We start from the raw sequence: 23,945 nt of genomic DNA, 5'->3' as shown, positions 1-23,945 counted from the left end.
GCTCTTCCACTTGCACGCCCTTCGCTTGCCCACGCCTATGACTCTGCGTCTCTACCTTGCCGGCCCAGACGTCTTTCGCCCGGATCCCATTGCGCCCGGCGATACGCTTAAGACGCTCTGCGGCGAATACGGCTTCACGGGGCTATATCCGCTCGATAACACAGTCGCCCCGCGGGCTGATGGCCCATCGACGGCTGCCGAGATTTATCGCCAGAACATCGCGCTGATCGACGTTGCTGATGTGGTGATGGCCAACGTCATGGATTTCCGCGGCTATGAGCCGGATTCCGGCACGTCTTTCGAGATCGGATATGCCGTCGCGCGGGGCAAGGACGTGTGGTGCTACAACGTCCCGCCAGTACCGCTAATCTCACAGGTGCCAAACACGGGCGGCACCGACCTCGATGGCTGGGCAGTGGAGGATTTTGGCCTGCCACGCAACCTGATGCTGGCATGCAGCAGTCGCCTCGTTGTCGGCGACGCACGCGCATGTCTGGAACGCATGCGAGCCCATTATGCGGGCGCGTGCCCCGCCGGCTAGAGCCCGGCGTCAATCAGCCGGGCATGGATGCTCGCGAGCGTCAACGCATCTGCAAACAGCCGCGCGAGTGATTGGCTCGCATACTGCGGCACGTCGGGTGCACTGGCCCAGCGGTAATCATCCATTTCTGGGATGCGCCGGCCCGTGTGGTAGCTGTTGAACATCGATGTACATGTCAACGTGTCGAGCGCAATCTCCGCGCGGCGCAGGCGCGTGGCGAACAGGTGAAGCACCTTGTCGCGCCGGTATGGAAATCGACCGAGTTCGATCAGCGTATGGGTGTCGAGCACAAGACCGGTTTCCTCGCGTGTCTCGCGCAATGCGGTCTCCAGGCACGACTCACCGGGTTCCGGAGCGCCTTTGGGGATATCCCAATGGCGCGTTTCCGTGGCGTGGGCGAGCAGCACCTCGGCGTCTTCATTGAGCAGCACGAGGCCGCAGGACACTGCGATCACCATGGTAGCTTTCCTCTGCGTGCTACATGTGGATACCGTGTATGTGGATGTCTTCTCCACGCCATCTGGCCCGACCGGATGCAAAAAAAAGCCGCTTGCCCGCGCTCGCGTCATATGGACCGTCAGGCGCCATTCGGCTGGTTGCGCATCCGGAATGCCTGGCCGGGCACCGTAGTGTGATGCCGGTCTGCGGGTCGCGACGGTCGCGAGGGATGGCCGCCGGCACGGCGTTGCCGGAAGTGTCTTGCAAGATTCGACATGAATACGATGCGTCTATGCATTATGCATATAAGCGGGCGCAGCGGCTCTCCGCCGAATTCCTCTCGCTGCACCGGTCCGAGCATGCGGGCCTCCGCATGGCGACGCGATCCCCATGCCATGCGGGGCAGTCCCTAGTCTGAATGGTGCAGGCTGAGTGTTCCGAGGCACTGTGCATGTCGGATGAATCCGACATCGCATTCAGCGACGGGCCGGTCGCAATTTGCGCATGCCGGGCTTACGATGATCAGACGACGATAAGAAGCGATGGAGGACGCCATGGAGACCGCGAGCAGTGAGGTGACCCACCCATGGTGGCAACCTGGCGTCTTTGCATCGGCGCCTGCGATTTTTCTGTGGGTCTGCGCCGAGCTACCCCCCGACATGTTGGGGGCGATCTTCCACGCGGGCACCTCGCCCGACTCGCTCATGCATGTCGGCGACACCTTGTTTGTCATCGGTTGGACAGCAAGCGGGGTGCTGATGTGGCACGGTCGCCGCCGCGTGGGTCATGACACGGATGTGGCTCCGCAAGCCAGCCTCACCGCTGCGCCGGCAGACGAAACCGCGCCGCAGGCGCACGGGCTGTCTGCCTTGCGCCAGAGCGTGGCGCGTCGATGGGAACGCATGCGGCACCCCGTGGCATTGCACTGATCTTCAAGTGTCGCAAAGACAAAGGCCGGATCGCTCCGGCCTTTCTTGTTGGCGCACTTCAGGAAGTGCTTCCCGGGATGATCTCGTTGCTGTCCGGTTCGGGTGCGGAGGCGGACGGCTGGCCGCCTTGCGCCTCCTGCCATTTTTGGTAGCCCCACCATGCGGCTCCGGCCACCAGCCCCACTTTGCCCAGGCGGCGTGCAATCCGGCCCACAACGGTGCGGCGCAATCCCGCATAGGCGAGTGAAATCGCTGTGCCCACGAGTGGATATTCCCGCGCAATGCCGAGGGCGCGCATCAGCGTATTCGGGCGGGCAAGCGGGCGGATCACGCTCGGCAGCAACGCGCCGAGGCCCCCCAGGCTGAAAGTATGGTTGGCCGCGCGGTGCACGTCGCTGCGGGCTTGTGCGTAATCGTATCGTTCCAGTGCAGCGCGCGTGAGCAGAAGTTCCTTGCGCACGGAGAGGGGGAGGCGCGTCTGGCTACCGCGGCGAGAGGGCCGCACATGATGCCGCGCGCTGTCCGTCGATGCTCCGTCGGGGGCTGCGCCAGGCGATGGCGCGTGTTGAGTCGGATCGGTCATCGGCGCAGGATCTCCCGGTCTTTGTCCAGTTCGGCCAGCGTGGCTTCGAACAGCGGCGGCGCGCGACGCAGCGACGTGCGTACTCTCCACAGGCACGCGGCAGCGCCGAGCCCGTAGAGCGCGGCCATGATGGCCAGCGACTGCCAGCGGTACGTATCCCAGCACAGGATCACCACGAGCGCCGTCAGCGTCATGATGGCAAGTCCGATCAGGCTCACGGCAAGCATGCCGAGGAAAGCTACGCCGAGCAGCCGTTCCTTTTCTTCGGCCAGTTCAACGCTGGCAAGCTCAAGCCGCGTCTGCAGCATCGAGACGATCGTGCCGGACAGTTTCTTCAGGGAAGCAAACAGCTTCGGGCTGGTGTCGTCGGTCATGAAGGTTCCGGGGGAAAGGGCGAGGCAAAGGCGACGCTGCCGACGCAGCATGCGCCGTGCCCGAAGCGGGACCGCCAGAAGGCAACTGGCCGATGGCGCGACCCATTGTGGGGCACCATCGGCCAGCAAAGTCGCGGCAGGTTACTTGCGGTTGAGAAGCAGCCCGATCAACAGGCCCACGCCTGCCGCCACGCCGACAGCTTGCCATGGATGGTCGTGGACATAGTCGTCGGTCGCACGCGCGGCAGCCTTGCTCTTGGTGACCACAGCGTCTTGCAGGTCCTGCGCCTTTTCCTTGGCTTGGCGCAGCAAGCCCATGCCGCGCTCGCGCAGCTCGGCGGCTTTTTCACCGCTGGTGGATGCAGCTTGCTTGAGCAGGGCTTCTGCGTCGGACAGTACGGTCTTCACGTCGGTCATCAGTTTCTCCTTATTGACGGGGTCGGCCAGGTTGGGGGATGTGTTCGTCATGGTCGGTCACCTTGCTTTGTATCGGCGGAATGCAATCGTCAATATGTCGACGCGCTTATTCGCTAGGATATGTGTGGGTGTCGTGAAACTTCAAGCGCCCACGTTGCGCATGCTGCGATGGATCAAAGCGGTGGCCATTGTCCGGCAACGTGCGCATGCCTTCTACCCTTCCGTCAGCAAATGCCGCGCCTAATGACAAAAAGTGATGTTGTTGTGAATTTATAGTCGTTTTGGTTGGATGGCAATCTGGCTATAGTGGTTCCCAATCAGTGCATGGAGGATGCAATGTCTCTACGTTTGGGCGATATCGCCCCCGATTTTGAGCAGGATTCCAGCGAAGGTCGTATCAAGTTCCATGAGTGGCTGGGCAATAGCTGGGGCGTGTTGTTTTCGCACCCGGCCGACTTCACGCCGGTGTGCACCACCGAGCTGGGGTTGACTGCCAAGCTCAAGGACGAATTTGCCAGGCGCAATGTCAAGGTCATCGCCCTGTCGGTGGACCCGGTCGATTCGCATAAGAAATGGATCGACGATATCAACGACACCCAGAAAACGTCGGTCAATTTCCCGATCCTTGCCGACGCGGACCGTAAGGTTTCCCAGCTCTACGACATGATCCATCCGAACGCGAGCGAGACCTTTACCGTGCGCTCGCTGTTCGTGATCGACCCGAACAAGAAGGTTCGTCTGATCATCACGTATCCGGCGTCGACGGGTCGCAACTTCAACGAGGTGCTGCGCGTGATCGACTCGCTGCAGTTGACCGATCACCACAGCGTGGCCACGCCGGGTAACTGGCAGGATGGCGACGATGTCGTCATCGTGCCGTCGCTGAAGGACGAGGAAGTCCTCAAGCAGAAATTCCCGAAGGGCTACAAGGCCTTGCGTCCGTATCTGCGCCTGACGCCGCAGCCCAACAAGTAACCGGCTCCTTGGTAGTGTGATTGCCGCCCGGCCCTGGCGCCGGGCGTTTTTTGCGTGAGTGCAAGCCGTTGTGCGCCACGCCATATGAAAACCGGCCAGCCCTCTCGGATCTGGCCGGTTTGTCGTTTGTCGACGCGATGCGGTGCGGTCAGATCGCCCAGCCGCCCGCGTAGAACGTGACCAGGGCCACGGCGATCGCCACGGTTCCCACATTCAGCTTGCGCCATTCGCCCGCCACCAGCCGGCCGATGACCAGCGTGCTGAAGCCAAGCATGATCCCGGTGACGATGTTGCAGGTCAGCACGATGAACACCGCGCAGACCAGGCCGGCGAGCGCGTCGACCATGTCGTCCATATGCAGTCTGCTCACGCTCGAAAGCATCAGCAGGCCGACATACATCAGCGCGGGCGCGGTCGCATACGACGGCACCAGGCCGGCCAGCGGCGAGAAAAACATCACCGCCAGGAACAGCACACCCACCACGACAGCCGTCAGGCCGGTCTTGCCCCCAGCCGCCACGCCCACCGTCGACTCGATATACGCCGCTGCCGGAGCGCCGCCGAAGAACGCCGAGAAAATCGAGCTGATGGAATCGGCCGTCAGGGCGCGGCCCCCGTTGGTGATGTGGCCCTTGTCGTCGAGCAGACCTGCCTGGCCCGCCACCGCCCGGATCGTGCCGGTCGCGTCGAACACGGCGGTCATCACCAGCGCCAGCACGCTCGGCAGGACCGCCGCGGACAGTGCACCGCGAATGTCCATCGCGCCGATCAGCGAGGCATGGCCTGGCGTGCTGAGCGAGGGCAGGGCGAACACGCCGGTGAACTTCACTGCAGGATCGAAGACCAGGCCCAGGATCGAAATGGCGACGATCACGATCAGAATGCCACCCGGCACGCGTCGGCGCTCCATGCCGAAGATCGCGGCCAGCCCCAGGACCGACATCATCACCGGGAAGGCGGTCACATGACCCAGCGCCACGGGGAGGCCGGCCCCGGCGTTCTTGACCACCAGGCCGACGTCGTTCGACGCGATCAGCAGCAGGAACAGGCCGATACCGATGCCGGTGCCGTGGGCCACGCCCGAGGGGAGGTTGCGCAGAATCCAGGAACGCACGCCCGTGGCTGAAATGGCGGTGAACACGACGCCCATCAAAAACACCGCGCCCAGCGCGACTTCGGGCGAGAGCTTCTGTCCGAGTACCAATCCAAACGCCATGAACGCGGTGAGCGAGATCGCACAACCGATGGCGATGGGCAGCTTGGCCCACAGACCCATCAATAGCGAACCAAATGCGGTGGTCAGGCACACCGCGACAAAGACAGCGCTGGTATCAAAGCCCGCCTTGCCGAGCATGCCCGGCACGACGAACACGGCGTACACCATCGCCATGAACGTGGTGATGCCAGCCACCACCTCGCGGCGTTGCGTACTGCCACGCGCGGAAATCTGGAAATAGCGATCGACGGCACGCGCGTCGGCAAAGCCGGCGGCGCCGAGTTCCGTCGTCGATGGAATGGACTGTTCAGCCATGGTGGGTTGTCTCCTGGCAGGACTCCGCGCCGGCCGCTCTGTGTCGTCCGCGTAAGGTGTCCTGTTCTGGTTTTGATATCGGTACGGGTGCCTGCGTACGCGCGCCGGCATTCTCCAGACCGTTGTCTCGCGATTGGTTTTGTCGCGTGGCGCTGCAACCTGCGTGTGGATCGCGCGCCTGTTCTATCGGTGTGAGGGCGTGCCGACCAAACGATCCGTTGGCACTTGGAGCGAAGCATAGACGCGCGCCTACAGCCGTTTCATCCGGCGTGGCGTATCCCGGTCATTTGCAAATTGGTATATCGCGAGGGTGGGAGAACAACCGTGCCCAGGACGGGCGGGAGATGCGGCGACGCGTGTGGCGAGTCGTGCACGAGTGTGCATCAACTCGCCAGAGAAACACAGGGCAATCAGAAGAAGGCCTGAATGCCAGTCTGTGCGCGGCCCAGGATCAGCGCGTGGATGTCGTGCGTGCCTTCATAGGTGTTGACCACCTCCAGGTTCACCACGTGGCGGATCACGCCGAATTCATCGGAGATGCCGTTGCCGCCCAACATGTCGCGGGCCATGCGGGCAATGTCGAGCGACTTGCCGCACGAGTTGCGCTTCATGATCGACGTGATTTCCACCGCAGCCGTGCCTTCGTCCTTCATGCGGCCCAGACGCAGGCAACCTTGGAGCCCAAGCGTGATTTCGGTCTGCATGTCGGCGAGTTTCTTCTGGATGAGCTGGTTGGCTGCCAGCGGGCGGCCGAACTGCTTGCGGTCGAGCACGTACTGGCGCGCGATATGCCAGCAGGCTTCTGCCGCGCCGAGTGCACCCCACGCAATGCCGTAGCGCGCCGAGTTCAGGCACGTGAACGGGCCCTTCAGCCCGCGCACGCCCGGCATCAGGTTCTCTTCGGGCACGAACACTTCGTCGAGTACGATTTCACCGGTGAGCGATGTGCGCAGGCCCACCTTGCCGTGAATGGCGGGTGCGGTCAGACCCTTCCAGCCCTTCTCGAGGATGAAGCCGCGGATTTCGTCCTCACCATTGTCGTTCGGCAGCTTGGCCCACACGACGAACACATCGGCGATGGGCGAATTGGTGATCCACATCTTCGCGCCCGACAGCGAATAGCCGCCCTCGACCTTCTTGGCGCGCGTCACCATCGATGCCGGGTCGGACCCATGGTTCGGCTCGGTCAGGCCGAAGCAGCCGATCCACTCGCCACGGGCCAGCTTGGGCAGGTACTTCTGCTTTTGCGCCTCGCTGCCGAACTCGTAGATCGGCACCATCACCAGCGACGACTGCACGCTCATCATCGAGCGATAGCCCGAGTCCACGCGCTCGACCTCACGTGCAATCAGGCCGTAGCTGACGTAGTTCAGGCCCGGGCCGCCGTACTGCTCGGGAATCGTCGGGCCCAGCAGACCCAGCTCGCCCATTTCGCGAAAGATCGACGCATCGGTCTTTTCATGACGGAACGACTCCAGCACGCGCGGCATCAGCTTGTCCTGGCAGTAGGACGCGGCGGCGTCGCGCACCATGCGCTCGTCGTCAGTCAGTTGTTGATCGAGCAGCAGAGGGTCGGCCCAGTTGAAGGCGTTGCGAGCAGTCACGGCGATAGTCTCCGAGTTATTGTGGTTCCGTTATACGGAACACAGTTTCGAAATTGAGAGCTATCATAGCGCAACCACCGACGATTTCCAGCCGTTTTTTCCCATGAGCACGACACGCCTCGGCGATCCCGAATTTGCCGCCTCGCCCGTTGAATCCGCGGACCCGAACTTCGTCACGGCGCTCGCGCGCGGGTTGGAATTGCTGCGCGCGTTCCGCCCTGGCGACACGCTCCTCGGCAATCAGGAGTTCGTCCGCCGCACCGGCTTTCCCAAGGCAACGGTCAGCCGGCTGGCCGGCACGCTCGTCTCCCTCGGCTATCTGCGCTACGACGAGGCCCTCGGCAAGTACGGGCTCGACGCGGGCGTACTGGCGCTCGGCTTCGCCTATCTGGCGTCTAGCGACGTGGTGCAGCTCGCGCGGCCCCACATGAGCGCGTTTGCCCAGAAGCATGGCGTGTCGATCTCGTTGGGCAAGCGGGATCGCCTCGATATGGTGTATCTGGAAACGATTCGCCATGACAGCCCCGGGATGAGCGGATCGTCGGGGCTGGGTGTGGGTTCGCGGCTCTCGATGCTGTCGAGCTCAATGGGGCGGGCGTATCTCGCTTCGTTGCCCGCGGGGCGGCGCGAGCGCCTTTACGAGGCGTTGCGCACGCAGCAGCCGGCGCAATGGGCAGCGGAAGGCGCTGCGGCAGATGATGCGGTGAAGGCCGGCGTACGCAATGGCTACGCGGTATCGCTACGCGACTGGCATCCGGCCATCCACGCATGCGCCGTGGCGTTCTTCGCGCCCAGCCAGCGCGAGCCCTATGTCGTGAGCTGCAGCGCGCCGCATGCTTCGGCCGATGCCGGGCGAATCCGCGATGAACTCGCGCCCGCGCTACGCGAGTTCGCGGCGCGGCTCGGCCAGGTGGTCGAGCCCGCCTGAGCCGCCTCCGTCAGAGGTCGGTGCGCAGTTTCCACAGTTCCGGGAACAGCACAACGTCGAGCATCTTGCGTAGGTAGCCCACGCCTTCGGTGCCGCCGGTCCCGCGCTTGAAGCCGATCACGCGTTCGACCGTGGTCACATGGCGGAAGCGCCATTGGCGGAAGGCGTCTTCCAGATCGACGAACTTCTCGGCCAGTTCGTAGAGCTCCCAATGGTGCGTCGGATTGCGGTACACCTCCAGCCACGCCGCTTCGACTGACGCGTTATAGGTGACCGGGCGGGACCAATCCCGCTCGACGCATTCGGCGTCGAAAGTAAAGCCATGGCGGGCCATGTAGCGCACGGCTTCGTCGTATAACGAAGGCGTTTCAAGCGCCGCTTTCACCTGCTCAGCATGTTCGGGTCGGTGGGCGTGCGGCTTGAGCATCGCCGCATTCTTGTTGCCCAGGATGAACTCGATCTCGCGGTACTGGTACGACTGGAAGCCCGACGACCGCCCCAAATGCGGGCGCATCGCCGAGTATTCCGGCGGCGTCATCGTCGCGAGCACGTTCCACGCTTGCACGAGCTGATCCATGATGCGCGAGACGCGGGCGAGCATCTTGAACGCGGGCGGCAGATTGTCGTTACGTACGCAGTCGCGCGCGGCGCGCAGTTCGTGCAGCATCAGCTTCATCCACAGCTCGGTGGTTTGATGCTGCACGATGAACAGCATCTCGTTGTGATCCGGCGAGCGCGGATGCTGCGCGTTCAGGATCTGATCGAGCGAGAGGTAATCGCCGTAGCTCATCGACTGCGAGAAGTCCATCTGCGCGTCGTGCCAGCGCTCGCCTTGTCCACCGTGCATGGGGCAGCCCGATGCAGCGGGCGCGGCGGGTTGAGTCGTGTCGGTCATTTCAGGTCACCAGCGTACGTTCGTTGAATTGGGACGATTGCCACGCGCCAGTCTCGAGCACATCGCGCAGCACCTCCACGGCATCCCACACGTCGGCAAAGCTCGTGTACAGCGGCGTGAAGCCGAAGCGCATGATGCGAGGCTCGCGGTAGTCGCCGATGACGCCGCGTGCAATCAGGGCCTGCACCACTGCGTAGCCGTTCGGATGTTCGTAGCTGACATGGCTGCCGCGGATGGCGTGGTCGCGTGGCGTGACGAGCGTGAGCGGAAGGCCGGCGCAGCGCGTCTCGACCAGCGTGATGAAGAGGTCGGTCAGCGCAAGCGATTTGGCACGCAGGGCGGCCATCGACGTCTGCGCGAAGATGTCGAGCCCGCATTCCACCATTGCCATCGACGTGATCGGCTGCGTGCCGCACAGGAAGCGGCCGATGCCCGCCCCGGCGTCGTAGCGCGATTCCATCGCGAACGGCCGCGCGTGGCCCCACCAGCCCGACAGCGGTTGCCAGAAGCGGTCGCGAAGTTTTGGTGCGACCCATACGAAAGCCGGCGAACCGGGGCCGCCGTTCAGGTATTTGTAGGTGCACCCGATGGCGTAATCGGCGCCGCCGGCATGCAGGTCGACCGGCACCGCGCCCGCCGAGTGCGCGAGATCCCAGATGGCCAGGGCGCCGTGCTTGTGCGCCAGCGCCGAAACGGCCGCCATGTCGTACATGTGGCCGCTCTTGTAGTTCACGTGCGTGAGCATGGTGACCGCCACATCGTCGCCGAGCGCGCCTTCGAGTGCATCAGGTGAGTCGATCAGGCGCAGTCTGTAACCGTCGCGCAGCAGATCCGCCAGGCCTTCGGCGATGTACAGATCGGTCGGGAAGTTGTGTGTCTCCGAGACGATGATCTTGCGGCCGGGCGCGTCTTCGCGCTGCACGCGAATCGCCGCGGCCAGCACCTTGAACAGGTTGATCGACGTGGCGTCGGTGACGACCACTTCATCCTGGCGCGCGCCAATGAGCGGGGCCAGCTTGTTACCGAGGCGCCGCGGCAGCTCAAACCAGCCGGCCTGGTTCCAGCTGCGGATGAGGCCATCGCCCCATTCGTGGGCGACGACTTCCTGCGCGCGGGCGAGTGCCGCCTTCGGGCGCGCACCAAGCGAGTTACCGTCGAGGTAGATCACGCCTTCAGGCAAGGCAAAGGCTTCGCGCAGCGGGGCGATCGGATCGGCCGCGTCGCGTTCAAGACACGCGTTTCGGGTGATGGTCATGGTGGGTCTGGGGGCGATGAATGCGTTGGTTCTCAGGGGTCAGGGCAGGCTGCGCAGCACGGCGCGCACCGGGCTCGCATCGAGCGTGGCGAACTTGAGCGGCAGGGCGATCAGTTCGTAGTCACCGGCGGGCACCTCGTCGAGCACGAGCCCCTCGAGAATGGCAAGGCCGTGCTGGCCGACGGCGTGGTGCGCGTCCATGGTTTTGGAGCGTTGCGGATCGAGCGAGGCCGTATCGACGCCAACCAACCGGACACCGTGCGCGGCGAGCAGCGCGATGGTTGCCGGCGCGACGGCGGTGAAGTTGTCGTCCCACGCGGTCTGGGGCGTCCGGGTGTATGTCCGCAGCAGCACGCGCGGCGGCGTGCCGCTCAGCGCATCGCGCACGTGCTCCGGTTCGACGCGGGCAACGCCCACGCAGTGGATGACGCGGCAGGGCCCGAGGTAAGCGTCCAGCGGGACGTCTCCGATCGGCGCGCCATCGGCCCGGTAATGCAGCGGCGCATCGGCATGTGCGCCGGTGTGCGGCGACAGGGTGATGCGGCCGACGTTGACCGGGCACTCGCCTTCGAGCTTCCACGCAATTTCCTGCGAAAACGGCGTATCACCGGGCCACGTGGGGGTCGCGGTCGAGAGGGCGGGGCTGATGTCCCACAACATGCGTTCCAAGGCGGCTCCGATGCAGAAAACGCGTGTGAAAAAACGAGAATCCGTGCCGGAATGATAGGGAAATCCGCGCGCAATGGGTTTGCATATTCGTGCGTGAAAGCGCTTCGATTCGCATAAAATGCAAGTTAAGCGAATAGATAAACAATTTCATACGACAAATGCAACTCGACACCACCGATCTGCGCATTCTCCAGGCGCTGCAGGAGGACGGCCGCATCAGTAATCAGGACCTGGCCGAGCGCGTGGCGCTGTCGCCCTCGGCGTGCTTGCGGCGGGTACGGCTATTGGAAGAGGGCGGCGCCATCACCGGTTATCGGGCACAACTGGGCCGGGGAGCGCTTGGGCTGGAGCTGGAGGCGATCGTGCAGGTGTCGATGCGGCAGGACGTGACCGGATGGCATGAGACGTTCATGGCCGCCGTGCAGACTTGGCCCGAGATCGTGGCCGCATACATCATCACCGGCGACTGCAACTACATCCTGCGCGTGCAGGCGCCGAGCCTGCAGCATTACTCCGAGTTCATCATCGAGCGGTTGTACAAGACGCCTGGCGTGATGGACATTCGCTCGAACATCGTCCTGCGGACCATCAAGGACCGCGAGGGTGGGCTGGCCCTGCTGATGGAGGCGCGCGGCGTACGGCCGTTGGAGGCCGGGGCGCGCAAGCGCGACAAGGCGAGCTGACTTCTGACGAGGATCAATCCCCTACTGCGAGTGTGCGCGGATAGTCGGCTTATGTTGTCGACCGGAGCCGGGCCATGGCCAAGAAATTCCCGCTGCATCCTGTGCATCCCGAGCGGATCTGCTGGGGATGCGACAAGTATTGCCCAACCGATGCGCTGGGCTGCGGCAATGGCTCGGGCCGCACCCAGCACCCCGCCGAACTGCTCGGCGACGACTGGTACGAATGGGGCGATTGGGGCATCGAAACCGAGCCTGCGCACAAGGCGACCGGCCCCGCATGATGCGGCGGGCTACTCGTCGATCGGCCGCAGCGATGAAAACGCGCCGCGATGGAACACCAACGGTGCGCCCTGGGCATCAACCACGCCGCAGCGCTCCACCTCGCCCACGAAGATGACATGGTCGCCCTCGTCGTAGCGGCTGCGGTTATGGCATTCGAACCACGCCAGCGATTGCGCAAGGATCGGCAGGCCGGTCGGGCTCAGGGCATATTCCACGTCGGCGAAGCGGTCGCCCTTGAGCGTGGCGAACCGCTTGCACAGCTCCAGCTGCGACGCTGCCAGGATGTTGATCATGTAGTGCGAACCGCTGTGAAAGAGCGGAAACGAATTCGCCTGGGTGCCCAGGCTCCACAGCACCAGCGGCGGGTCCAGCGACACAGAATTGAATGAACTGGCCGTCACGCCGACATACGCCGGCTTGCCCGGGCCGGCGGCCGAGCGCGTGGTGACGACAGTCACGCCGGTGGCAAACTGGGACAGCGCGCGCCGGAAGTGCGCCGCATCAAAGTCAGGCGGGGCGGCGCGGCCATGCGCAGACGGTGCGCGCGCAGGCGATCCGCTGTCGCGCGCATCCATGGGAATGGCTCCGTGGTGGTTCATGAAAACAATCGAGAGTGATACCCCAATTGTAACGGACGCCGCATAGGCCGCCCGCCCGTAGGGCTTTGCGTGACGTCGTGCACACATGCTCCGGCTCGTGTCAGGATGCGCTTTCTCTGCCGACCAATGGCAGCCCGACCAACCTAGCAGGAGAACCTGAATGACCGAACAACGCGCCCTTGAAACCGCCGTGCTGGGCGGAGGCTGCTTCTGGTGCCTGGAGGCTGTTTTCCAGCAAGTGCAGGGCGTGCACAGCGTGGTGTCGGGTTATGCCGGCGGCCACGTCGATCGTCCGAGCTATCGCGCGGTATGCACCGGCGGCACCGGCCACGCCGAAGTGGTGAAGCTGCAATTCGATCCAGCCGTGATTCCGTATCGCGACATCCTGCAGATCTTTTTCGCCATCCACGATCCGACCACGCCGAACCGTCAGGGTAACGATGTCGGCACGCAGTATCGCTCCGCCATCTTTGCGCAAACGCCCGGGCAATGGGAGATCGCGCAAGCCGTCGTTGCCGAGCTCGCCGCCCAGGACATCTTTGGGGCGCCGATCGTCACCGAGCTGGTGGATGCCGCGGATGGCAAGGTGACCTTCTGGCGCGCGGAGGACGAGCATCAGAACTACTTCCGCGACCATCCCGCGCAGGGTTACTGTGCCTTCGTCATCTCGCCCAAGGTCGCGAAGTTCCGCAGGCAGTTCGCCCACCGCCTGCAAGGGTAGAGGAGGCTTACGCCGTACCGGCTGGCAGGCGCGCGGCGATGGCCTCTGCCAGCTTGATGCACGACAGGGGCGATGATCCCTCGGCCTTGTTGCTCACCAGGATCGTCACCGTGCGCCCCGCTGCCAGCGCTGCGACGGCCATGTCGGCCAGGGTGTCGCGTGAGAACGGATCTTCGTCGACCAGCTTGTCGAATGGCTTGTAGGCCGCCTCGGCCTGCGCATATCGATAGCGGCTGTTCAGGTTTCAGCGCACCACCAGCGGACCGCCTGCGCCTTCATCCAGCAGGGCAACGGCGGCCGCTTGCCGATCTGCGGCAGGCATCCGTTCGTGCAGGCCAACGCAGTAGCGTACGCCGGCCGCGCGCAGCATCTTGATGAAGCGCGGCGTGAGCAGGGTGGCGTCGCGCAACTCCACTGCATAGACCGCATCGGGACCGAGCTGCGGGTCGAGCGGCGGCAGCGCACGCAGGAAGGCTCCAAGCCGTTCAACAAAGCCAAGGGCATCTTCAGCCAGCGCGCCGAGGGGGGACAACTGGAACACCAGCGGCCCACAGCGCCTTCCCAAGCCGCGCGTGGCGGGTTCAACGAAGTCCCGTACGGCGAATTCCGCATTCAGGAACGCTGGGTTGGCCATGCGCCCGCGCCCGTCCAGTTCGCGGATCCACGCATCGCACACGGCGGCCGGCGCCTTGACCGCAAAGCGGAAGTCTTCGGGCACGCTCGCCGCGTACGCGACGTAGTCTGCGAGCGGGATCGGCGCGTAGAAGCCGCGATCGATGCTGACCGTGCGCAGCAGCGGGTGCCGCGCATAGGCCGCCAGCCCCTTGCGCGCGAGCATGGATTCGGAATACTCGCCCGCATACACCAGCCCGTCCCAGCCGGGATACGACCACGACGACGTGCCGATGCGCAGGCCGCGCGGCAGGCGCTGCGCGAGCGCGGTCACCTCAGGCGCGACCGTGGCTGGCTGCACGCCCTGGCGGGCCGGCAGCCGCTTGGGTTTGGCGGCAAGGTTGGCTGGCTGGGTTGCTGCCGGGTCACCGAGTGTGGGTGGCGACCCGAACAGATCGTCGATGGGGGCGCTTGCTGTCAATGAGTCACGCGTAGATGTAGCGGCGCGACCATGGGATCGACGCCGCCGACTTGCCGGCTCGCTGAAGGACCGTCTGGAAGATCGAGATTTCGTCGGTGTCGAAGGCGTGCCCGCAGCCGGCCAGATAGACACGCCAGATGCGGTACTTCTTTTCGCCGACCATCGTGCGGATGGTCTCGCGGTTGCTCTCGAAGCGCTCGGCCCAGTGCTCGAGCGTGCGCGCATAGTGGCGGCGCAGGCTTTCGACGTCAAGCGCTTCCAGGCCACCATCCTGTGCGGCGCTCAACGCCTGCGAGATATGAGGAAGCTCGCCTTGCGGAAAGACGTAGCGATCGATGAAATCGCCGCCGCCCATCGAGCTTTCGCCGCCCGCCGTATCGGACGACGTGATGCCGTGGTTCATGGCGACGCCATCGTCGGCGAGCAGATCGTGGATGCGCCGGAAGTAAGCCGGTAGGTTCTTGCGCCCGACGTGCTCGAACATACCGACGCTGGTGATGCGATCAAACCTGCCTGTGAGATCGCGGTAGTCCTGAATGCGGATGTCGATGCGGTCTTCCAGGCCGGCCGCCTTCACGCGCTCGCGCGCAAGGTCGTACTGGTTTTGCGACAGCGTCACGCCCACGCAACGCGCGCCGTACTTCTGCGCGGCGCGCAGCACCAATGCGCCCCAGCCGCAGCCGATGTCGAGCAGCGTCTGCCCGGGCTGCAGGCGGATCTTGGTCAGGATGTGGTCGATCTTCTTGAGCTGCGCGTCATCGAGCGTCTCGTCGCCGTTTTCGAAGTAGGCGCACGAATACACCATGTTTTCGTCCAGCCACACCTTGTAGAAGTCGTTGGAGACGTCGTAGTGATATTGGATCGCTTCCTTGTCGCCGTCTTTCGTATGGGAAAAGTGGCGTACCACGCGAGCCAGCGCGTTACCGCTGCCGGCCGCTGCGGCGGCGGCCAGGCCGTAGCCCACGTTGATGATGTCGGGAAGCTTCCCATCCAGGTCGATCTTCTCCTGGACGTACGCTTCGCCGAGATTGTTCAGGGTGGGGGAGAGCAGCAGCGGCAGGGCGCTCGCCTCGCGCACCGTGAGCGTGACGCGCGGCTGATCGAACCGGCCCAGCTCGTATTGATCGCCATTCCATAGGCGCAGGCGGATCGGGAGGTTGGCAGAGTCGCGGATATCCTTGATCCACTGTTCGAGCTTGCGGTCAATCGCCTGTTGGAAAAACATGTCGATGCCTCCCTACGGTGCACGGATTCGGGCGCGGCCAACGGCGTACCGCCCGAGCGGATCACTTCAGCTTACGACAAACTTTTCCATTGTGCTGTGCGGGTCTTGCGGGCGCGGCCACGGCATTTGCTGGGGCAGCAAATGCCGTGCCGGAATGCCGCGCTGCGCAATTGTCTCTTGCGCCGCGTTATCAGATTGGCCGATCAGGGTGCCAGACGGACGATGGTCCAGCCACCGTCGGGCTGCTTGCGGTATTCCAGCCGATCGTGCAGGCGGGACGGGCGGCCTTGCCAGAACTCCATCCGCTCAGGCAGCAGACGGTAGCCGCCCCAGTGTGGCGGGCGGGGCGGCGCATCGCCAAAGCGCTGCCTGTATTCGGCTTCGCGTGCTTCCAGCGTGGCGCGGTTGGGCACTTCGCTGCTCTGCTCCGAGGCCCAGGCGCCCAGCCGTGAGCCGAGCGGGCGCGAATGGTAGTACGCGTCGCTCTCGGCCTCGCTCACCTTTTCGACGATGCCCTGGATGCGCACCTGCCGCTCCAGCCCCACCCAGTGGAACAGCAGTGCCGCCCGGGGGTTGGCAGCCAGCTCCTCACCCTTGTGGCTGGCGTAATTGGTAAAAAAGGTGAAGCCGCGTTCGTCCAGATTCTTGAGCAGTACAATGCGCGCCGCTGGCTGGCCGTGCGCGTCGACGGTGGCGAGCGCCATGGCGTTGACCTCGGCTACCTCCGCCTTGAGGGCTTCGTCGAACCAGCGGTGAAACTGGCGCAGCGGGTTGGCGTCGACATCGACGATGTCGAGCGAGGCGCGGGCGTATTCGGTGCGGATATCGGCAATGGATGTCATGGGCGGCAAAGGATCGTCGGGCAAACGGGCCGAGTATAGACAAACATCGGCGGCCGCCGTTTGCGCCTGCGCAAGCACAGGCTGGCACGTTTTGCGCTTCCGCGTCTGTTCTGGCGGTCCGCTGGGCGCCGCCTATATTGGCTAGTCAAGGGCGTCAGGCTGGCGGCGCCTGCCATCTTCCCCACAAAAATTTCAACAGGATGTCGAAATGGCCCCCCGTTCCCATTTTCCCGACACCGCTGCCGGCCTGACGCGACGTCAGTGGCTGCAGGGCACATTGGCGCTGGCCGCGGCCGGGCTGGCGGGCTCGCAGGTATTGCGTGCGGTCGCCCAGGCCCCGACTGAATCGCTCGATGCCTTCATGGCGTTGTCACAGGCGCTGACGGCGCGGCCTGCACTGGACCGCGCCGTTGGCACGCGATTGCTGGCGGCGCTGGGCAAATCCAGTGCCGACTTTGCCGCGCAATTGCGGCCGCTGGCGCAGGCATTGGCAGCGGGCTCGCTGTCCGACGCACAGCAGAAGACGGCGCTGCAGATTCTGGAAGCGTGGTACCTGGGTGTGGTCGACGGCAATGTCGTCACGTACGAGCAGGCGCTGATGTACAGCGTGGTCTCCGACACGCTGGTCATCCGCACATACTGCCCCAACCAGCCCGGCTTCTGGGCCGAACCCCCTGTCGAGAGGCAAGCCTGATGGCCGATACCCAACAAGCCGATATCGTGGTGGTGGGCTCCGGCGTGGCCGGGGCGCTGGTGGCTTACGAGCTGGCGCGTGCGGGCAAGTCGGTGCTGATGCTCGAAGCCGGCCCGCGCCTGCCGCGCTGGGAGATCGTCGAGCGCTTCCGCAATCAGGCCGACAAGATGGATTTCATGGCGCCGTATCCGTCGACGCCATGGGCACCGCATCCGGAATATGGCCCGCCCAACAACTACCTCGTGCTAAAGGGCGAGCACCAGTTCAACTCGCAGTACATCCGGGCGGTGGGCGGCACGACGTGGCACTGGGCCGCATCGACGTGGCGCTTCTTGCCGAACGACTTCAAGCTGCGCAGTGTGTACGGCATCGCGCGCGACTGGCCGATCCAGTATCAGGATCTTGAACGCTATTACGGCCTGGCCGAAGAGGCCCTGGGCGTGTGGGGCCCGAACGACGAAGATCTGGGCTCGCCGCGCAGCCAGCCGTATCCCATGGCGCCGCTGCCGCTCTCGTTCAATGAGCGCACGATCAAGGAAGCGCTCAATGCGCACGACGCGAGCTTCCGCGTGGTGACCGAGCCGGTGGCGCGCAACAGCCGCCCGTACGACGGCCGCCCGACCTGCTGCGGCAATAACAACTGCATGCCGATCTGCCCGATCGGCGCGATGTACAACGGCATCGTGCACGTGGAGAAAGCCGAGCAGGCCGGCGCCCGGCTGATCGAGAACGCCGTGGTCTTCAAGCTCGAAGTCGGCCCCAACAAGCGCATCGTGGCCGCGCGCTACAAGGACTCGAAAGGCGCCGAGCACCGCGTGGAAGGCAAGTGGTTCGTGCTGGCCGCCAACGGCATCGAAACGCCCAAGCTGATGCTGATGTCCACCAGCCAGGATTTTCCGAAGGGTGTGGGCAACAGCTCCGACATGGTGGGGCGCAACCTGATGGACCACCCCGGCACCGGCGTGAGCTTCTATGCCGACCGCAAGCTATGGCCGGGGCGCGGGCCACAGGAAATGACCTCGCTGATCGGCTTTCGCGATGGGCCGTTCCGTGCCACGCAGGCTGGCAAGAAACTGCACCTGTCGAACATCTCGCGCATTGAGCAGGAGACGCAGCGCATCTTCAAGGAAGGCAAGCTCATCAAGCCCGTTGAACTGGATGCGCGCATCCGCGACCAGGCCGCGCGCTACGTGCAGTTCGACAGTTTTCACGAGATCCTGCCGCTGCCGGAAAACCGCATCGTGCCGAGCGCGACCGAGGTCGATGCCATCGGTATTCCGCGCCCCGAGATCACGTACCACATTGACGACTACGTCAAACGCAGCGCCGTGCATACGCGCGAGGTCTATGCGACGGCAGCGCAAGTGATGGGCGGCACCAATGTGGAGTTCCACGACGACTTCGCGCCCAACAACCACATCACCGGCGCAACCATCATGGGCGCCGATCCGAAAGACTCCGTGGTCGACAAGGATTGCCGGACGTTCGACCACCCGAACCTGTTCATCAGCAGCAGTTCCACCATGCCGACCGTGGGCACCGTCAACGTGACGCTGACCATCGCGGCACTGGCACTGCGCATTGCTGACCAACTGAAGAAGGAGGCGTGAGATGAAGACGATCGCTTCTTTCTCTCTGCTGTTGCTGACCGGTCTGGTGGCCAATGCCTGGGCCAAGGACACGCCCGCTGACACTGCGCAAATCAAGCGCGGCGAATACCTCGCCATTGCGGCGGACTGCGCGGCCTGCCATACGGCGCCCAGCGGCAAGCCCTTTGCCGGCGGCTTGCCGATGCAGATTCCGATGCTGGGCACGATCTACACGAGCAACATTACGCCAGACGAAAAGACCGGCATCGGCAATTGGAGTTACGAAGACTTTGAGCGGGCTGTGCGTCAGGGGGTGGACGACGAAGGCAACAACCTGTATCCGGCCATGCCATACCCGTCTTTCGCGAAAATCAATGACGCGGACATGCGCGACCTCTACGCGTACTTCCGCGATGGCGTGGCGCCCGTGCAGAACGATCCACCGCCGGGCACGATCCGCTGGCCGCTGAACATGCGTTGGCCGCTGAAGTTGTGGAACCTGGTCTTCCTCAAGCGCGAACCGTACATCCCCAGGGGCGACAAGCCGCCGACGTGGAACCGCGGCGCCTATCTCGTACAGGGGCTCGCGCACTGCGGCACTTGCCACACGCCACGCGGCATCGCCATGCAAGAGAAGGCCATGGACGAGCGCGGCAAGGGGTATCTGGCCGGGTCCACCCTCGCGGGCTGGACAGCGTTCAACATCACCGCGGACCCGACCAGCGGCATTGGCGCATGGAAGTCCGAACAGATCGTGCAGTACTTGCGTACCGGCAGCGTGTCGGGCGTGGCGCAGGCAGCGGGGCCGATGGGCGAGGCGGTGCAGCACAGCTTCTCGCGCATGACGACGCAAGACCTGGGGGCCATCGCCGAGTATCTGCGCAGCGTTCCGGCGGTGAGCGACAACTTGGAGCGTGCGCGTCAGGATTGGGGCAAGCCGGCTACGGACGTCATTGCACTGCGCGGCACGCCGATCGAGACCACCCTCAATGCAGCGCGGCTCTATCTCGGCAATTGCGCCACGTGCCACCAGGCCGATGGGCGCGGCACGCCCGACGGCTACTATCCGCCGCTGCTGCACAACTCCACGGTGGGCGCGCGCGACACCACCAACCTCGTGCAGGTCATGCTGTTCGGTATCGCGCGCAAGGCGGGTGACCGCCATATCGGCATGCCGGCGTTCGGACGTGAGCTGTCTGACGCGCAGCTCGCCGCGCTGACCAACTACGTGACGCGCCAGTTCGGTGACCCGGCCACGCCTCAGATGACGGCAGAGGACATCGCGAAGCGGCGTTCGGCCAATTAAGGGCGCTTCACCCTCCGCTGGTAAGCGGGTCACGCGATGTGGGGGCGGTGGGGCGTTGAGGCGGAGCGGCGTCGCGATTGGCGGGCGCCGCTCCCGGGGCGCCCTTTGGCGTGCGGGCCGGTTTCGTGTCGCGTTCGATCTTGCCCGGCGCAGGCGCGGTCGGGCGCTGGCGTACTTCGGCCAGGAGCTTGCCGCATGGGCTATCCGGCGCAGGCTTGAGTTCGAGCACGGGCAGCACCGCCGCCACCGGTGCGGCGAACGCCAGCGCGACCGCGCCGCCCGCCCGCAGAGCCACCACGGCGGGGTTGACCGACACATCCGGACGTTTGTACGTGCCTTTCACGTACAGCGGCGTGCGCAGCGAGAACACGCGCAGCCCTTTTGAATCCGGGTGAATGGTGAAGTCGAGGGTCTCTTTCTTGAGGCTTGTCGCGCCCGTGACGTCGATCACGGCGTCCTGCGTGTCCACTACGAATGTGCGCGCCTGCGCCAGCCCGTCGCTGACGGCAAAATCGCCGGCTGCGCAATTGATGCTGACCTGTTTGTCGCCAAAGAGCTTGGTCAGGATCACGTTGCCGACATTCAGCCCCATCGCTTCGAGGATGAACTTGCTGATGGTGCCTTGCTCCACGAGGATCTTGAGCTGGCCGTTGGACGAGCCGAGCAGCGTGGCAACGGAGTTGCCTGTCGCGGACAGTCGTGCGTCACCGTTGATCTCGCCCACGCTCGCGCGCATGGATTCGATTTTCGGAAACAATTGCTTGATCTTGAAGTGCCGCGCCGTCAGCGCCGCGCGTGCCTGCATCGGGGTAGCGTGGCCGTCGAGCTGGATGTTCGAGGCGAGCGTGCCACCCGCAATGCCGAAGTTGAGCGGATCGAGCGTGAGGACTGCGCCCTGCAGTTTGATATGCGTGACGAGGTGATCGATCGGCAGATCCGCGGTGTGGACGATGCGCTCCCCGGTGAATTTCACGTCGGCATCGATGGCGTTCCAGCGATCAGTGCGGAAGGGTTCGACCGGCAGCACTTTGTCGGCGGGCTGGCGCACGGTCTTGCTGTCGTCAGGGTCTGCGCTCGGATCGGCGCGCTTGGCCTTGCTGGCGTTGGAGTCGGCGCCAATGATTGGCGCAAGGTCAGCAAACAGCAGTTGATGCGAGACCAGTTCGCCCGTCAACTGCGGCCGGGGCTCTCGCATTGCAAAGTTCAGGGTGCCGCCCAGATCGGAACCGCCCACGCGGCCCGTGAATTTCTCATAGCGCCACGTCGACCCTTGCTTGCGCAGTTCGCCGATGAGGCGCCCGCGCGTGTCGAACGGCGGCGTATCGGGCAGCACCACGCCCGTCAGCGGATACAACTGCGCCATGCTGGCGCCCGACAGGTGCAGTCGCAGGTCCAATGCCGTCAGGCTGGCGGGGTTGGTCAGCGTGCCGGCCAGATCGATGCGCGTCTTGCCGACGGTCACATCGGCCTGCAGCGGGTACGGGCGTTGCGCGTCCTGCAGGCGCAGCACGCCACCCGCCTTGCCGCTGCCCTTGATCGCGGCGTTGTTATATGTGCCCTTGACCGTCCATGCGATGCCGTAGGGCTGTCGCGGATCGGGCGCGACTCGCTCCCGCGCCTCGGCGCCGGACGCCGCAGCGTCGGGGCCGTTCGGCGCCTTGGCCGGCGGGTCTTCCCCCCTGATGGTCGTGCCGCTGGCCGCGGCGTACAGCGCCTGGCGGTCGACCGTGTCGATGGTGGCGGCGAGGTGAATGCGCTTGAGGTCATCGTCCAGCGCCAGCGAGCCCTTGCTGAAGGCGATTTCACGCAAGTCCAGTTTCCAGTCTGAAGGCTTGCCATCGCTTCCTTCGCTGCCGGCCAGGTGGAACGTCCAGTTGTTGCGGTTCTGCTTGTCGCGCTCCAGCGCGATGGAGGGCGTATCGAGCGTGACGCTCGGGATGACGATGCGATGCGCAAGCAGCGGCAGCGCCTCTAGCACGAACGTGAGCTGGTGGATCGTCGCCACATGCGGCTGCCTGGCCCAATCCGGATTGCCGATGGTGATGTCGTTGGCGATCAGACGTGGCCACGGCACATAGGCCCGCCAGCCCGATTCGCCGTCGGGCTTCTTCCAGGTGAGCATCAGGTCGCCGTTGATGGCGAACGGACGTCCGATGGCCTGCGAGACACGGTCGTTCAGGTAGGGCTTGGCGCGATTCCAGTCGAAGGTCAGCACGAAGATGACCGCCGCCGCCACGATGACGACGGGTGTGATGACCAGTCCGAGGGCGAGCTTGCCGGAAGTCCGCATGATGTTCTTGTTGGGATGCCGCACACAAAAATCCGACTGCGCGCATTGATATATAGTTCGGCGCAGTTCCGATCCAATTGTGTCATGAGCCACGTAGCAATCAGCGCGCCCGCGCATCCGCCCATCCTCGACGAGGAGTACGCACGCCGGTTTGGCGGTGTTGCCCGCCTTTACGGCCCGCAGGCGCTGGAGCGGTTTGCGGCAGCGCATGTTTGCGTCATCGGCATCGGCGGCGTGGGCTCGTGGGCGGCCGAAGCCGTTGCCCGCTGCGGTGTCGGAAAGCTCACGCTGATCGACCTCGACCACATCGCCGTTTCCAACACGAACCGCCAGATTCATGCCCTCGGAGACGCCTATGGCATGGCCAAGGTCGATGCCATGGCCGAGCGCATCCTGCAGATCAATCCACGCGCCGAGATCAGTCGCATTGACGACTTCGTGACCATGGAAAACGTCGAGGCGCTGCTCGGCCATCCGTTCGACTATGTGATCGATGCCATTGACGCAGTCAAGGTCAAGACCGCCATCGTCGCGTTCTGCAAGCGTACCGGCAAGCGCGTGGTGACATGCGGAGCGGCGGGTGGCCAACTGGATCCGACGCGCATTCGAGTGACAGACCTCTCCCGCACGATCCAGGACCCGCTGCTGGCCAAGGTGCGCGGTAACCTGCGCCGCCAGCATGGTTTCGCGCGGGACCCCAAGGTGCGCTTCGGCATCGATGCGGTGTACTCGGACGAACCGCTACGCTATCCCGAGCCCGAGCAGCAGGCGTGCGCTGTCGAGGTGCCGGTCGAGTCCAGCCATGCCGGCATTGATGATCTGGCCGCGGCAGGTGCGATTGAAGTGGTGAATGTCCCGCCGGCGCCGCAGCCGGCGCAGGGTCCGCAAGGCCTGGCCTGTGCAGGCTTCGGCTCGTCGGTGTGCGTGACGGCCGTGTTTGGCATGGTGGCGGCGTCGACGGTGCTGCGGGCGATGGCCGCCGTATAGCAAGCCCGCTGTTGCAGGAGGCGCCTGGCGGCGGTTGGCACGCCGCAGGCGATCGATGCTCCGGGTTTCAGCCCGCGTGCGCTGTATCGCGCATCTGCGCCAGATACATCGTCATCATCCGGTCCATCACGTCCACGTGCTGGGCGAACCACGCGGGTAATTCCGCGACCAGCCGGCGCCCCAGTTCCATTTCGCCCGCGGCCGCGCGCTTGCGGACCTCGCGGCAGAGCGCCAGCACGTTGTCGTGCTCACCGTGGTGGCAGTGGCGCGGAGGAAAATCCGCCGCATCCATCCAGCCGTTCTCTTCAGCAAAGTGATGTTCGGTGTGGTCGATGAACGCATCGAGCGCAGGGATGAAGTCCGTGTCCGAGGCGTCGGACACGGCGTTGAGCAGCGCGCAGAATTCGGCGTGGTTGGCGTCGGTGGCGGCATCTCCAAGCTGGAGCGCCTCGGACCATTCGATCACGGGCATGGCGGGCGGTGGAATGAGGTGGA

Annotated in this window: 24 protein-coding genes and 2 pseudogenes; 11 read left to right on the top strand and 15 right to left on the bottom strand. The window is 64.5% G+C overall.

Features of this window, described 5'->3' with window-relative positions; translation table 11 throughout:
• Positions 1-37: 37 nt before the first annotated feature.
• Positions 38-541, top strand: coding sequence for a nucleoside 2-deoxyribosyltransferase (locus tag R2N03_RS14735; RefSeq protein WP_316658320.1), 504 nt, complete (start codon positions 38-40; stop codon positions 539-541).
• Here R2N03_RS14735 and R2N03_RS14730 read toward each other — a convergent pair.
• Complete coding sequence (locus tag R2N03_RS14730) at positions 538-999, bottom strand: NUDIX hydrolase (protein WP_316658319.1); 462 nt, start codon at positions 997-999, stop codon at positions 538-540. The genes R2N03_RS14735 and R2N03_RS14730 overlap by 4 nt on opposite strands.
• Positions 1,000-1,533: 534 nt before the next feature.
• Between R2N03_RS14730 and R2N03_RS14725 the strand changes: the two genes are divergently transcribed.
• A complete protein-coding gene (locus R2N03_RS14725; protein ID WP_316658317.1) occupies positions 1,534-1,908 on the top strand; it encodes a hypothetical protein in 375 nt (124 codons plus the stop codon).
• Between the two features lie 58 nt (positions 1,909-1,966).
• On the opposite strand, the gene R2N03_RS14720 is transcribed toward R2N03_RS14725, so the two are convergent.
• The 3 genes from R2N03_RS14720 to R2N03_RS14710 form a co-directional block, all read right to left on the bottom strand.
• Positions 1,967-2,491 carry a DUF3318 domain-containing protein gene (locus tag R2N03_RS14720; RefSeq protein ID WP_316658316.1) on the bottom strand — a complete coding sequence of 175 codons (525 nt, stop codon included), beginning with the start codon at positions 2,489-2,491 and terminating at the stop codon, positions 1,967-1,969.
• The gene (locus R2N03_RS14715; RefSeq protein WP_316658314.1) at positions 2,488-2,865 is read right to left on the bottom strand and encodes a phage holin family protein; all 378 of its coding nucleotides are present in this window, start codon (positions 2,863-2,865) and stop codon (positions 2,488-2,490) included. The genes R2N03_RS14720 and R2N03_RS14715 overlap by 4 nt, the downstream gene beginning before the upstream one ends.
• A 141-nt stretch (positions 2,866-3,006) precedes the next feature.
• On the bottom strand, positions 3,007-3,333 hold the full coding sequence (locus R2N03_RS14710) for an ElaB/YgaM/YqjD family protein (RefSeq protein ID WP_316658313.1): 327 nt from the start codon (positions 3,331-3,333) through the stop codon (positions 3,007-3,009).
• 285 nt (positions 3,334-3,618) lie between these two features.
• On the opposite strand from R2N03_RS14710, the gene R2N03_RS14705 reads away from it, so the two are divergent.
• Positions 3,619-4,257, top strand: coding sequence for a peroxiredoxin (locus R2N03_RS14705; RefSeq protein ID WP_316658312.1), 639 nt, complete (start codon positions 3,619-3,621; stop codon positions 4,255-4,257).
• 148 nt (positions 4,258-4,405) lie between these two features.
• Here R2N03_RS14705 and R2N03_RS14700 read toward each other — a convergent pair.
• A pseudogene (locus R2N03_RS14700) lies at positions 4,406-5,725 on the bottom strand (NCS2 family permease); the annotation flags it as partial.
• A gap of 473 nt (positions 5,726-6,198) precedes the next feature.
• Positions 6,199-7,392 carry an acyl-CoA dehydrogenase gene (locus tag R2N03_RS14695; protein WP_316658310.1) on the bottom strand — a complete coding sequence of 398 codons (1,194 nt, stop codon included), beginning with the start codon at positions 7,390-7,392 and terminating at the stop codon, positions 6,199-6,201.
• 103 nt (positions 7,393-7,495) lie between these two features.
• On the opposite strand from R2N03_RS14695, the gene R2N03_RS14690 reads away from it, so the two are divergent.
• Complete coding sequence (locus R2N03_RS14690) at positions 7,496-8,320, top strand: IclR family transcriptional regulator (RefSeq protein ID WP_316658309.1); 825 nt, start codon at positions 7,496-7,498, stop codon at positions 8,318-8,320.
• Positions 8,321-8,330: 10 nt separating this feature from the next.
• Here R2N03_RS14690 and kynA read toward each other — a convergent pair whose 3' ends face one another.
• From kynA to kynB, 3 genes are read right to left on the bottom strand one after another with little or no spacing between them, the layout of a single operon-like run.
• Positions 8,331-9,167, bottom strand: coding sequence for a tryptophan 2,3-dioxygenase (kynA, locus tag R2N03_RS14685; RefSeq protein ID WP_428984416.1), 837 nt, complete (start codon positions 9,165-9,167; stop codon positions 8,331-8,333).
• 49 nt (positions 9,168-9,216) lie between these two features.
• On the bottom strand, positions 9,217-10,470 hold the full coding sequence (kynU, locus tag R2N03_RS14680) for a kynureninase (RefSeq protein ID WP_316658307.1): 1,254 nt from the start codon (positions 10,468-10,470) through the stop codon (positions 9,217-9,219).
• Between the two features lie 39 nt (positions 10,471-10,509).
• A complete protein-coding gene (kynB, locus tag R2N03_RS14675) occupies positions 10,510-11,139 on the bottom strand; it encodes an arylformamidase (RefSeq protein WP_428984412.1) in 630 nt (209 codons plus the stop codon).
• 158 nt (positions 11,140-11,297) lie between these two features.
• Here kynB and R2N03_RS14670 point away from each other — a divergent pair, with 158 nt between their 5' ends.
• Both R2N03_RS14670 and R2N03_RS14665 read left to right on the top strand, forming a co-directional pair.
• On the top strand, positions 11,298-11,822 hold the full coding sequence (locus tag R2N03_RS14670) for an Lrp/AsnC family transcriptional regulator (protein ID WP_316658306.1): 525 nt from the start codon (positions 11,298-11,300) through the stop codon (positions 11,820-11,822).
• A gap of 74 nt (positions 11,823-11,896) precedes the next feature.
• Entirely contained in the window at positions 11,897-12,103 is a 207-nt protein-coding gene (locus R2N03_RS14665) for a DUF3079 domain-containing protein (protein WP_316658305.1), read from the top strand.
• Positions 12,104-12,112: 9 nt separating this feature from the next.
• Here the strand turns inward: R2N03_RS14665 and R2N03_RS14660 are convergent, their stop codons facing one another.
• Positions 12,113-12,679 (bottom strand): flavin reductase family protein, encoded by a 567-nt coding sequence (locus R2N03_RS14660; protein ID WP_316658597.1) that lies wholly within the window; start codon positions 12,677-12,679, stop codon positions 12,113-12,115.
• Positions 12,680-12,863: 184 nt separating this feature from the next.
• Between R2N03_RS14660 and msrA the strand changes: the two genes are divergently transcribed.
• Entirely contained in the window at positions 12,864-13,424 is a 561-nt protein-coding gene (msrA, locus tag R2N03_RS14655) for a peptide-methionine (S)-S-oxide reductase MsrA (RefSeq protein ID WP_316658304.1), read from the top strand.
• Between the two features lie 7 nt (positions 13,425-13,431).
• Here the strand turns inward: msrA and R2N03_RS14650 are convergent.
• The 3 genes and pseudogenes from R2N03_RS14650 to pdxH all read right to left on the bottom strand — a co-directional run bounded on the left by R2N03_RS14650 (position 13,432) and on the right by pdxH (position 16,584).
• Positions 13,432-14,517, bottom strand: a pseudogene (locus R2N03_RS14650) (DUF72 domain-containing protein).
• 4 nt (positions 14,518-14,521) lie between these two features.
• Positions 14,522-15,742, bottom strand: coding sequence for a class I SAM-dependent methyltransferase (locus R2N03_RS14645; RefSeq protein WP_316658303.1), 1,221 nt, complete (start codon positions 15,740-15,742; stop codon positions 14,522-14,524).
• A 203-nt stretch (positions 15,743-15,945) separates the two neighbouring features.
• Positions 15,946-16,584: a pyridoxamine 5'-phosphate oxidase gene (gene pdxH / locus R2N03_RS14640; RefSeq protein WP_316658302.1), complete on the bottom strand. Its 639-nt coding sequence runs from the start codon at positions 16,582-16,584 to the stop codon at positions 15,946-15,948.
• A gap of 208 nt (positions 16,585-16,792) precedes the next feature.
• Here pdxH and R2N03_RS14635 point away from each other — a divergent pair, with 208 nt between their 5' ends.
• Genes R2N03_RS14635 through R2N03_RS14625 form a run of 3 tightly spaced genes read left to right on the top strand, consistent with a single transcriptional unit; the run spans position 16,793 to position 20,173 of the window.
• Positions 16,793-17,278, top strand: coding sequence for a sugar dehydrogenase complex small subunit (locus tag R2N03_RS14635; protein ID WP_316658301.1), 486 nt, complete (start codon positions 16,793-16,795; stop codon positions 17,276-17,278).
• Positions 17,278-18,888, top strand: a complete 1,611-nt coding sequence (locus R2N03_RS14630) for a GMC family oxidoreductase (RefSeq protein ID WP_316658300.1) — start codon at positions 17,278-17,280, stop codon at positions 18,886-18,888. Before R2N03_RS14635 ends, R2N03_RS14630 begins: the two co-directional genes overlap by 1 nt.
• Position 18,889: 1 nt before the next feature.
• The gene (locus R2N03_RS14625; RefSeq protein WP_316658299.1) at positions 18,890-20,173 is read left to right on the top strand and encodes a c-type cytochrome; all 1,284 of its coding nucleotides are present in this window, start codon (positions 18,890-18,892) and stop codon (positions 20,171-20,173) included.
• A gap of 7 nt (positions 20,174-20,180) precedes the next feature.
• Here the strand turns inward: R2N03_RS14625 and R2N03_RS14620 are convergent, their stop codons facing one another.
• Positions 20,181-22,463 (bottom strand): AsmA family protein, encoded by a 2,283-nt coding sequence (locus tag R2N03_RS14620; protein ID WP_316658298.1) that lies wholly within the window; start codon positions 22,461-22,463, stop codon positions 20,181-20,183.
• An 84-nt stretch (positions 22,464-22,547) separates the two neighbouring features.
• Here R2N03_RS14620 and R2N03_RS14615 point away from each other — a divergent pair, with 84 nt between their 5' ends.
• The gene (locus R2N03_RS14615; protein ID WP_316658297.1) at positions 22,548-23,450 is read left to right on the top strand and encodes a tRNA threonylcarbamoyladenosine dehydratase; all 903 of its coding nucleotides are present in this window, start codon (positions 22,548-22,550) and stop codon (positions 23,448-23,450) included.
• A 67-nt stretch (positions 23,451-23,517) separates the two neighbouring features.
• Here the strand turns inward: R2N03_RS14615 and R2N03_RS14610 are convergent, their stop codons facing one another.
• Positions 23,518-23,922, bottom strand: coding sequence for a bacteriohemerythrin (locus tag R2N03_RS14610; protein ID WP_316658296.1), 405 nt, complete (start codon positions 23,920-23,922; stop codon positions 23,518-23,520).
• Positions 23,923-23,945: the final 23 nt, after the last annotated feature.

It is taken from the genome of Ralstonia condita (genome assembly GCF_958405655.1).
In the GTDB taxonomy this organism is placed as follows: Bacteria; Pseudomonadota; Gammaproteobacteria; order Burkholderiales; family Burkholderiaceae; genus Ralstonia; species Ralstonia condita.
This window is presented reverse-complemented; position numbering and strand designations above follow the sequence as displayed.

Excerpts from the sequence above, each read along its gene's own strand:
- R2N03_RS14625 (WP_316658299.1), top strand. The coding sequence starts at position 18,890 with ATGAAGACGATCGCTTCTTTCTCTCTGCTGTTGCTGACCGGTCTGGTG.
- pdxH (WP_316658302.1), bottom strand. The coding sequence starts at position 16,584 with ATGACATCCATTGCCGATATCCGCACCGAATACGCCCGCGCCTCGCTC.
- R2N03_RS14690 (WP_316658309.1), top strand. The coding sequence starts at position 7,496 with ATGAGCACGACACGCCTCGGCGATCCCGAATTTGCCGCCTCGCCCGTT.
- R2N03_RS14715 (WP_316658314.1), bottom strand. The coding sequence starts at position 2,865 with ATGACCGACGACACCAGCCCGAAGCTGTTTGCTTCCCTGAAGAAACTG.
- msrA (WP_316658304.1), top strand. The coding sequence starts at position 12,864 with ATGACCGAACAACGCGCCCTTGAAACCGCCGTGCTGGGCGGAGGCTGC.
- R2N03_RS14620 (WP_316658298.1), bottom strand. The coding sequence starts at position 22,463 with ATGCGGACTTCCGGCAAGCTCGCCCTCGGACTGGTCATCACACCCGTC.
- R2N03_RS14615 (WP_316658297.1), top strand. The coding sequence starts at position 22,548 with ATGAGCCACGTAGCAATCAGCGCGCCCGCGCATCCGCCCATCCTCGAC.
- R2N03_RS14705 (WP_316658312.1), top strand. The coding sequence starts at position 3,619 with ATGTCTCTACGTTTGGGCGATATCGCCCCCGATTTTGAGCAGGATTCC.
- R2N03_RS14610 (WP_316658296.1), bottom strand. The coding sequence starts at position 23,922 with ATGCCCGTGATCGAATGGTCCGAGGCGCTCCAGCTTGGAGATGCCGCC.
- R2N03_RS14670 (WP_316658306.1), top strand. The coding sequence starts at position 11,298 with ATGCAACTCGACACCACCGATCTGCGCATTCTCCAGGCGCTGCAGGAG.
- R2N03_RS14635 (WP_316658301.1), top strand. The coding sequence starts at position 16,793 with ATGGCCCCCCGTTCCCATTTTCCCGACACCGCTGCCGGCCTGACGCGA.
- R2N03_RS14725 (WP_316658317.1), top strand. The coding sequence starts at position 1,534 with ATGGAGACCGCGAGCAGTGAGGTGACCCACCCATGGTGGCAACCTGGC.
- R2N03_RS14730 (WP_316658319.1), bottom strand. The coding sequence starts at position 999 with ATGGTGATCGCAGTGTCCTGCGGCCTCGTGCTGCTCAATGAAGACGCC.
- R2N03_RS14710 (WP_316658313.1), bottom strand. The coding sequence starts at position 3,333 with ATGACGAACACATCCCCCAACCTGGCCGACCCCGTCAATAAGGAGAAA.
- kynA (WP_428984416.1), bottom strand. The coding sequence starts at position 9,167 with ATGCACGGTGGACAAGGCGAGCGCTGGCACGACGCGCAGATGGACTTC.
- R2N03_RS14630 (WP_316658300.1), top strand. The coding sequence starts at position 17,278 with ATGGCCGATACCCAACAAGCCGATATCGTGGTGGTGGGCTCCGGCGTG.
- R2N03_RS14660 (WP_316658597.1), bottom strand. The coding sequence starts at position 12,679 with ATGGATGCGCGCGACAGCGGATCGCCTGCGCGCGCACCGTCTGCGCAT.
- kynU (WP_316658307.1), bottom strand. The coding sequence starts at position 10,470 with ATGACCATCACCCGAAACGCGTGTCTTGAACGCGACGCGGCCGATCCG.
- R2N03_RS14720 (WP_316658316.1), bottom strand. The coding sequence starts at position 2,491 with ATGACCGATCCGACTCAACACGCGCCATCGCCTGGCGCAGCCCCCGAC.
- R2N03_RS14665 (WP_316658305.1), top strand. The coding sequence starts at position 11,897 with ATGGCCAAGAAATTCCCGCTGCATCCTGTGCATCCCGAGCGGATCTGC.
- R2N03_RS14735 (WP_316658320.1), top strand. The coding sequence starts at position 38 with ATGACTCTGCGTCTCTACCTTGCCGGCCCAGACGTCTTTCGCCCGGAT.
- R2N03_RS14645 (WP_316658303.1), bottom strand. The coding sequence starts at position 15,742 with ATGTTTTTCCAACAGGCGATTGACCGCAAGCTCGAACAGTGGATCAAG.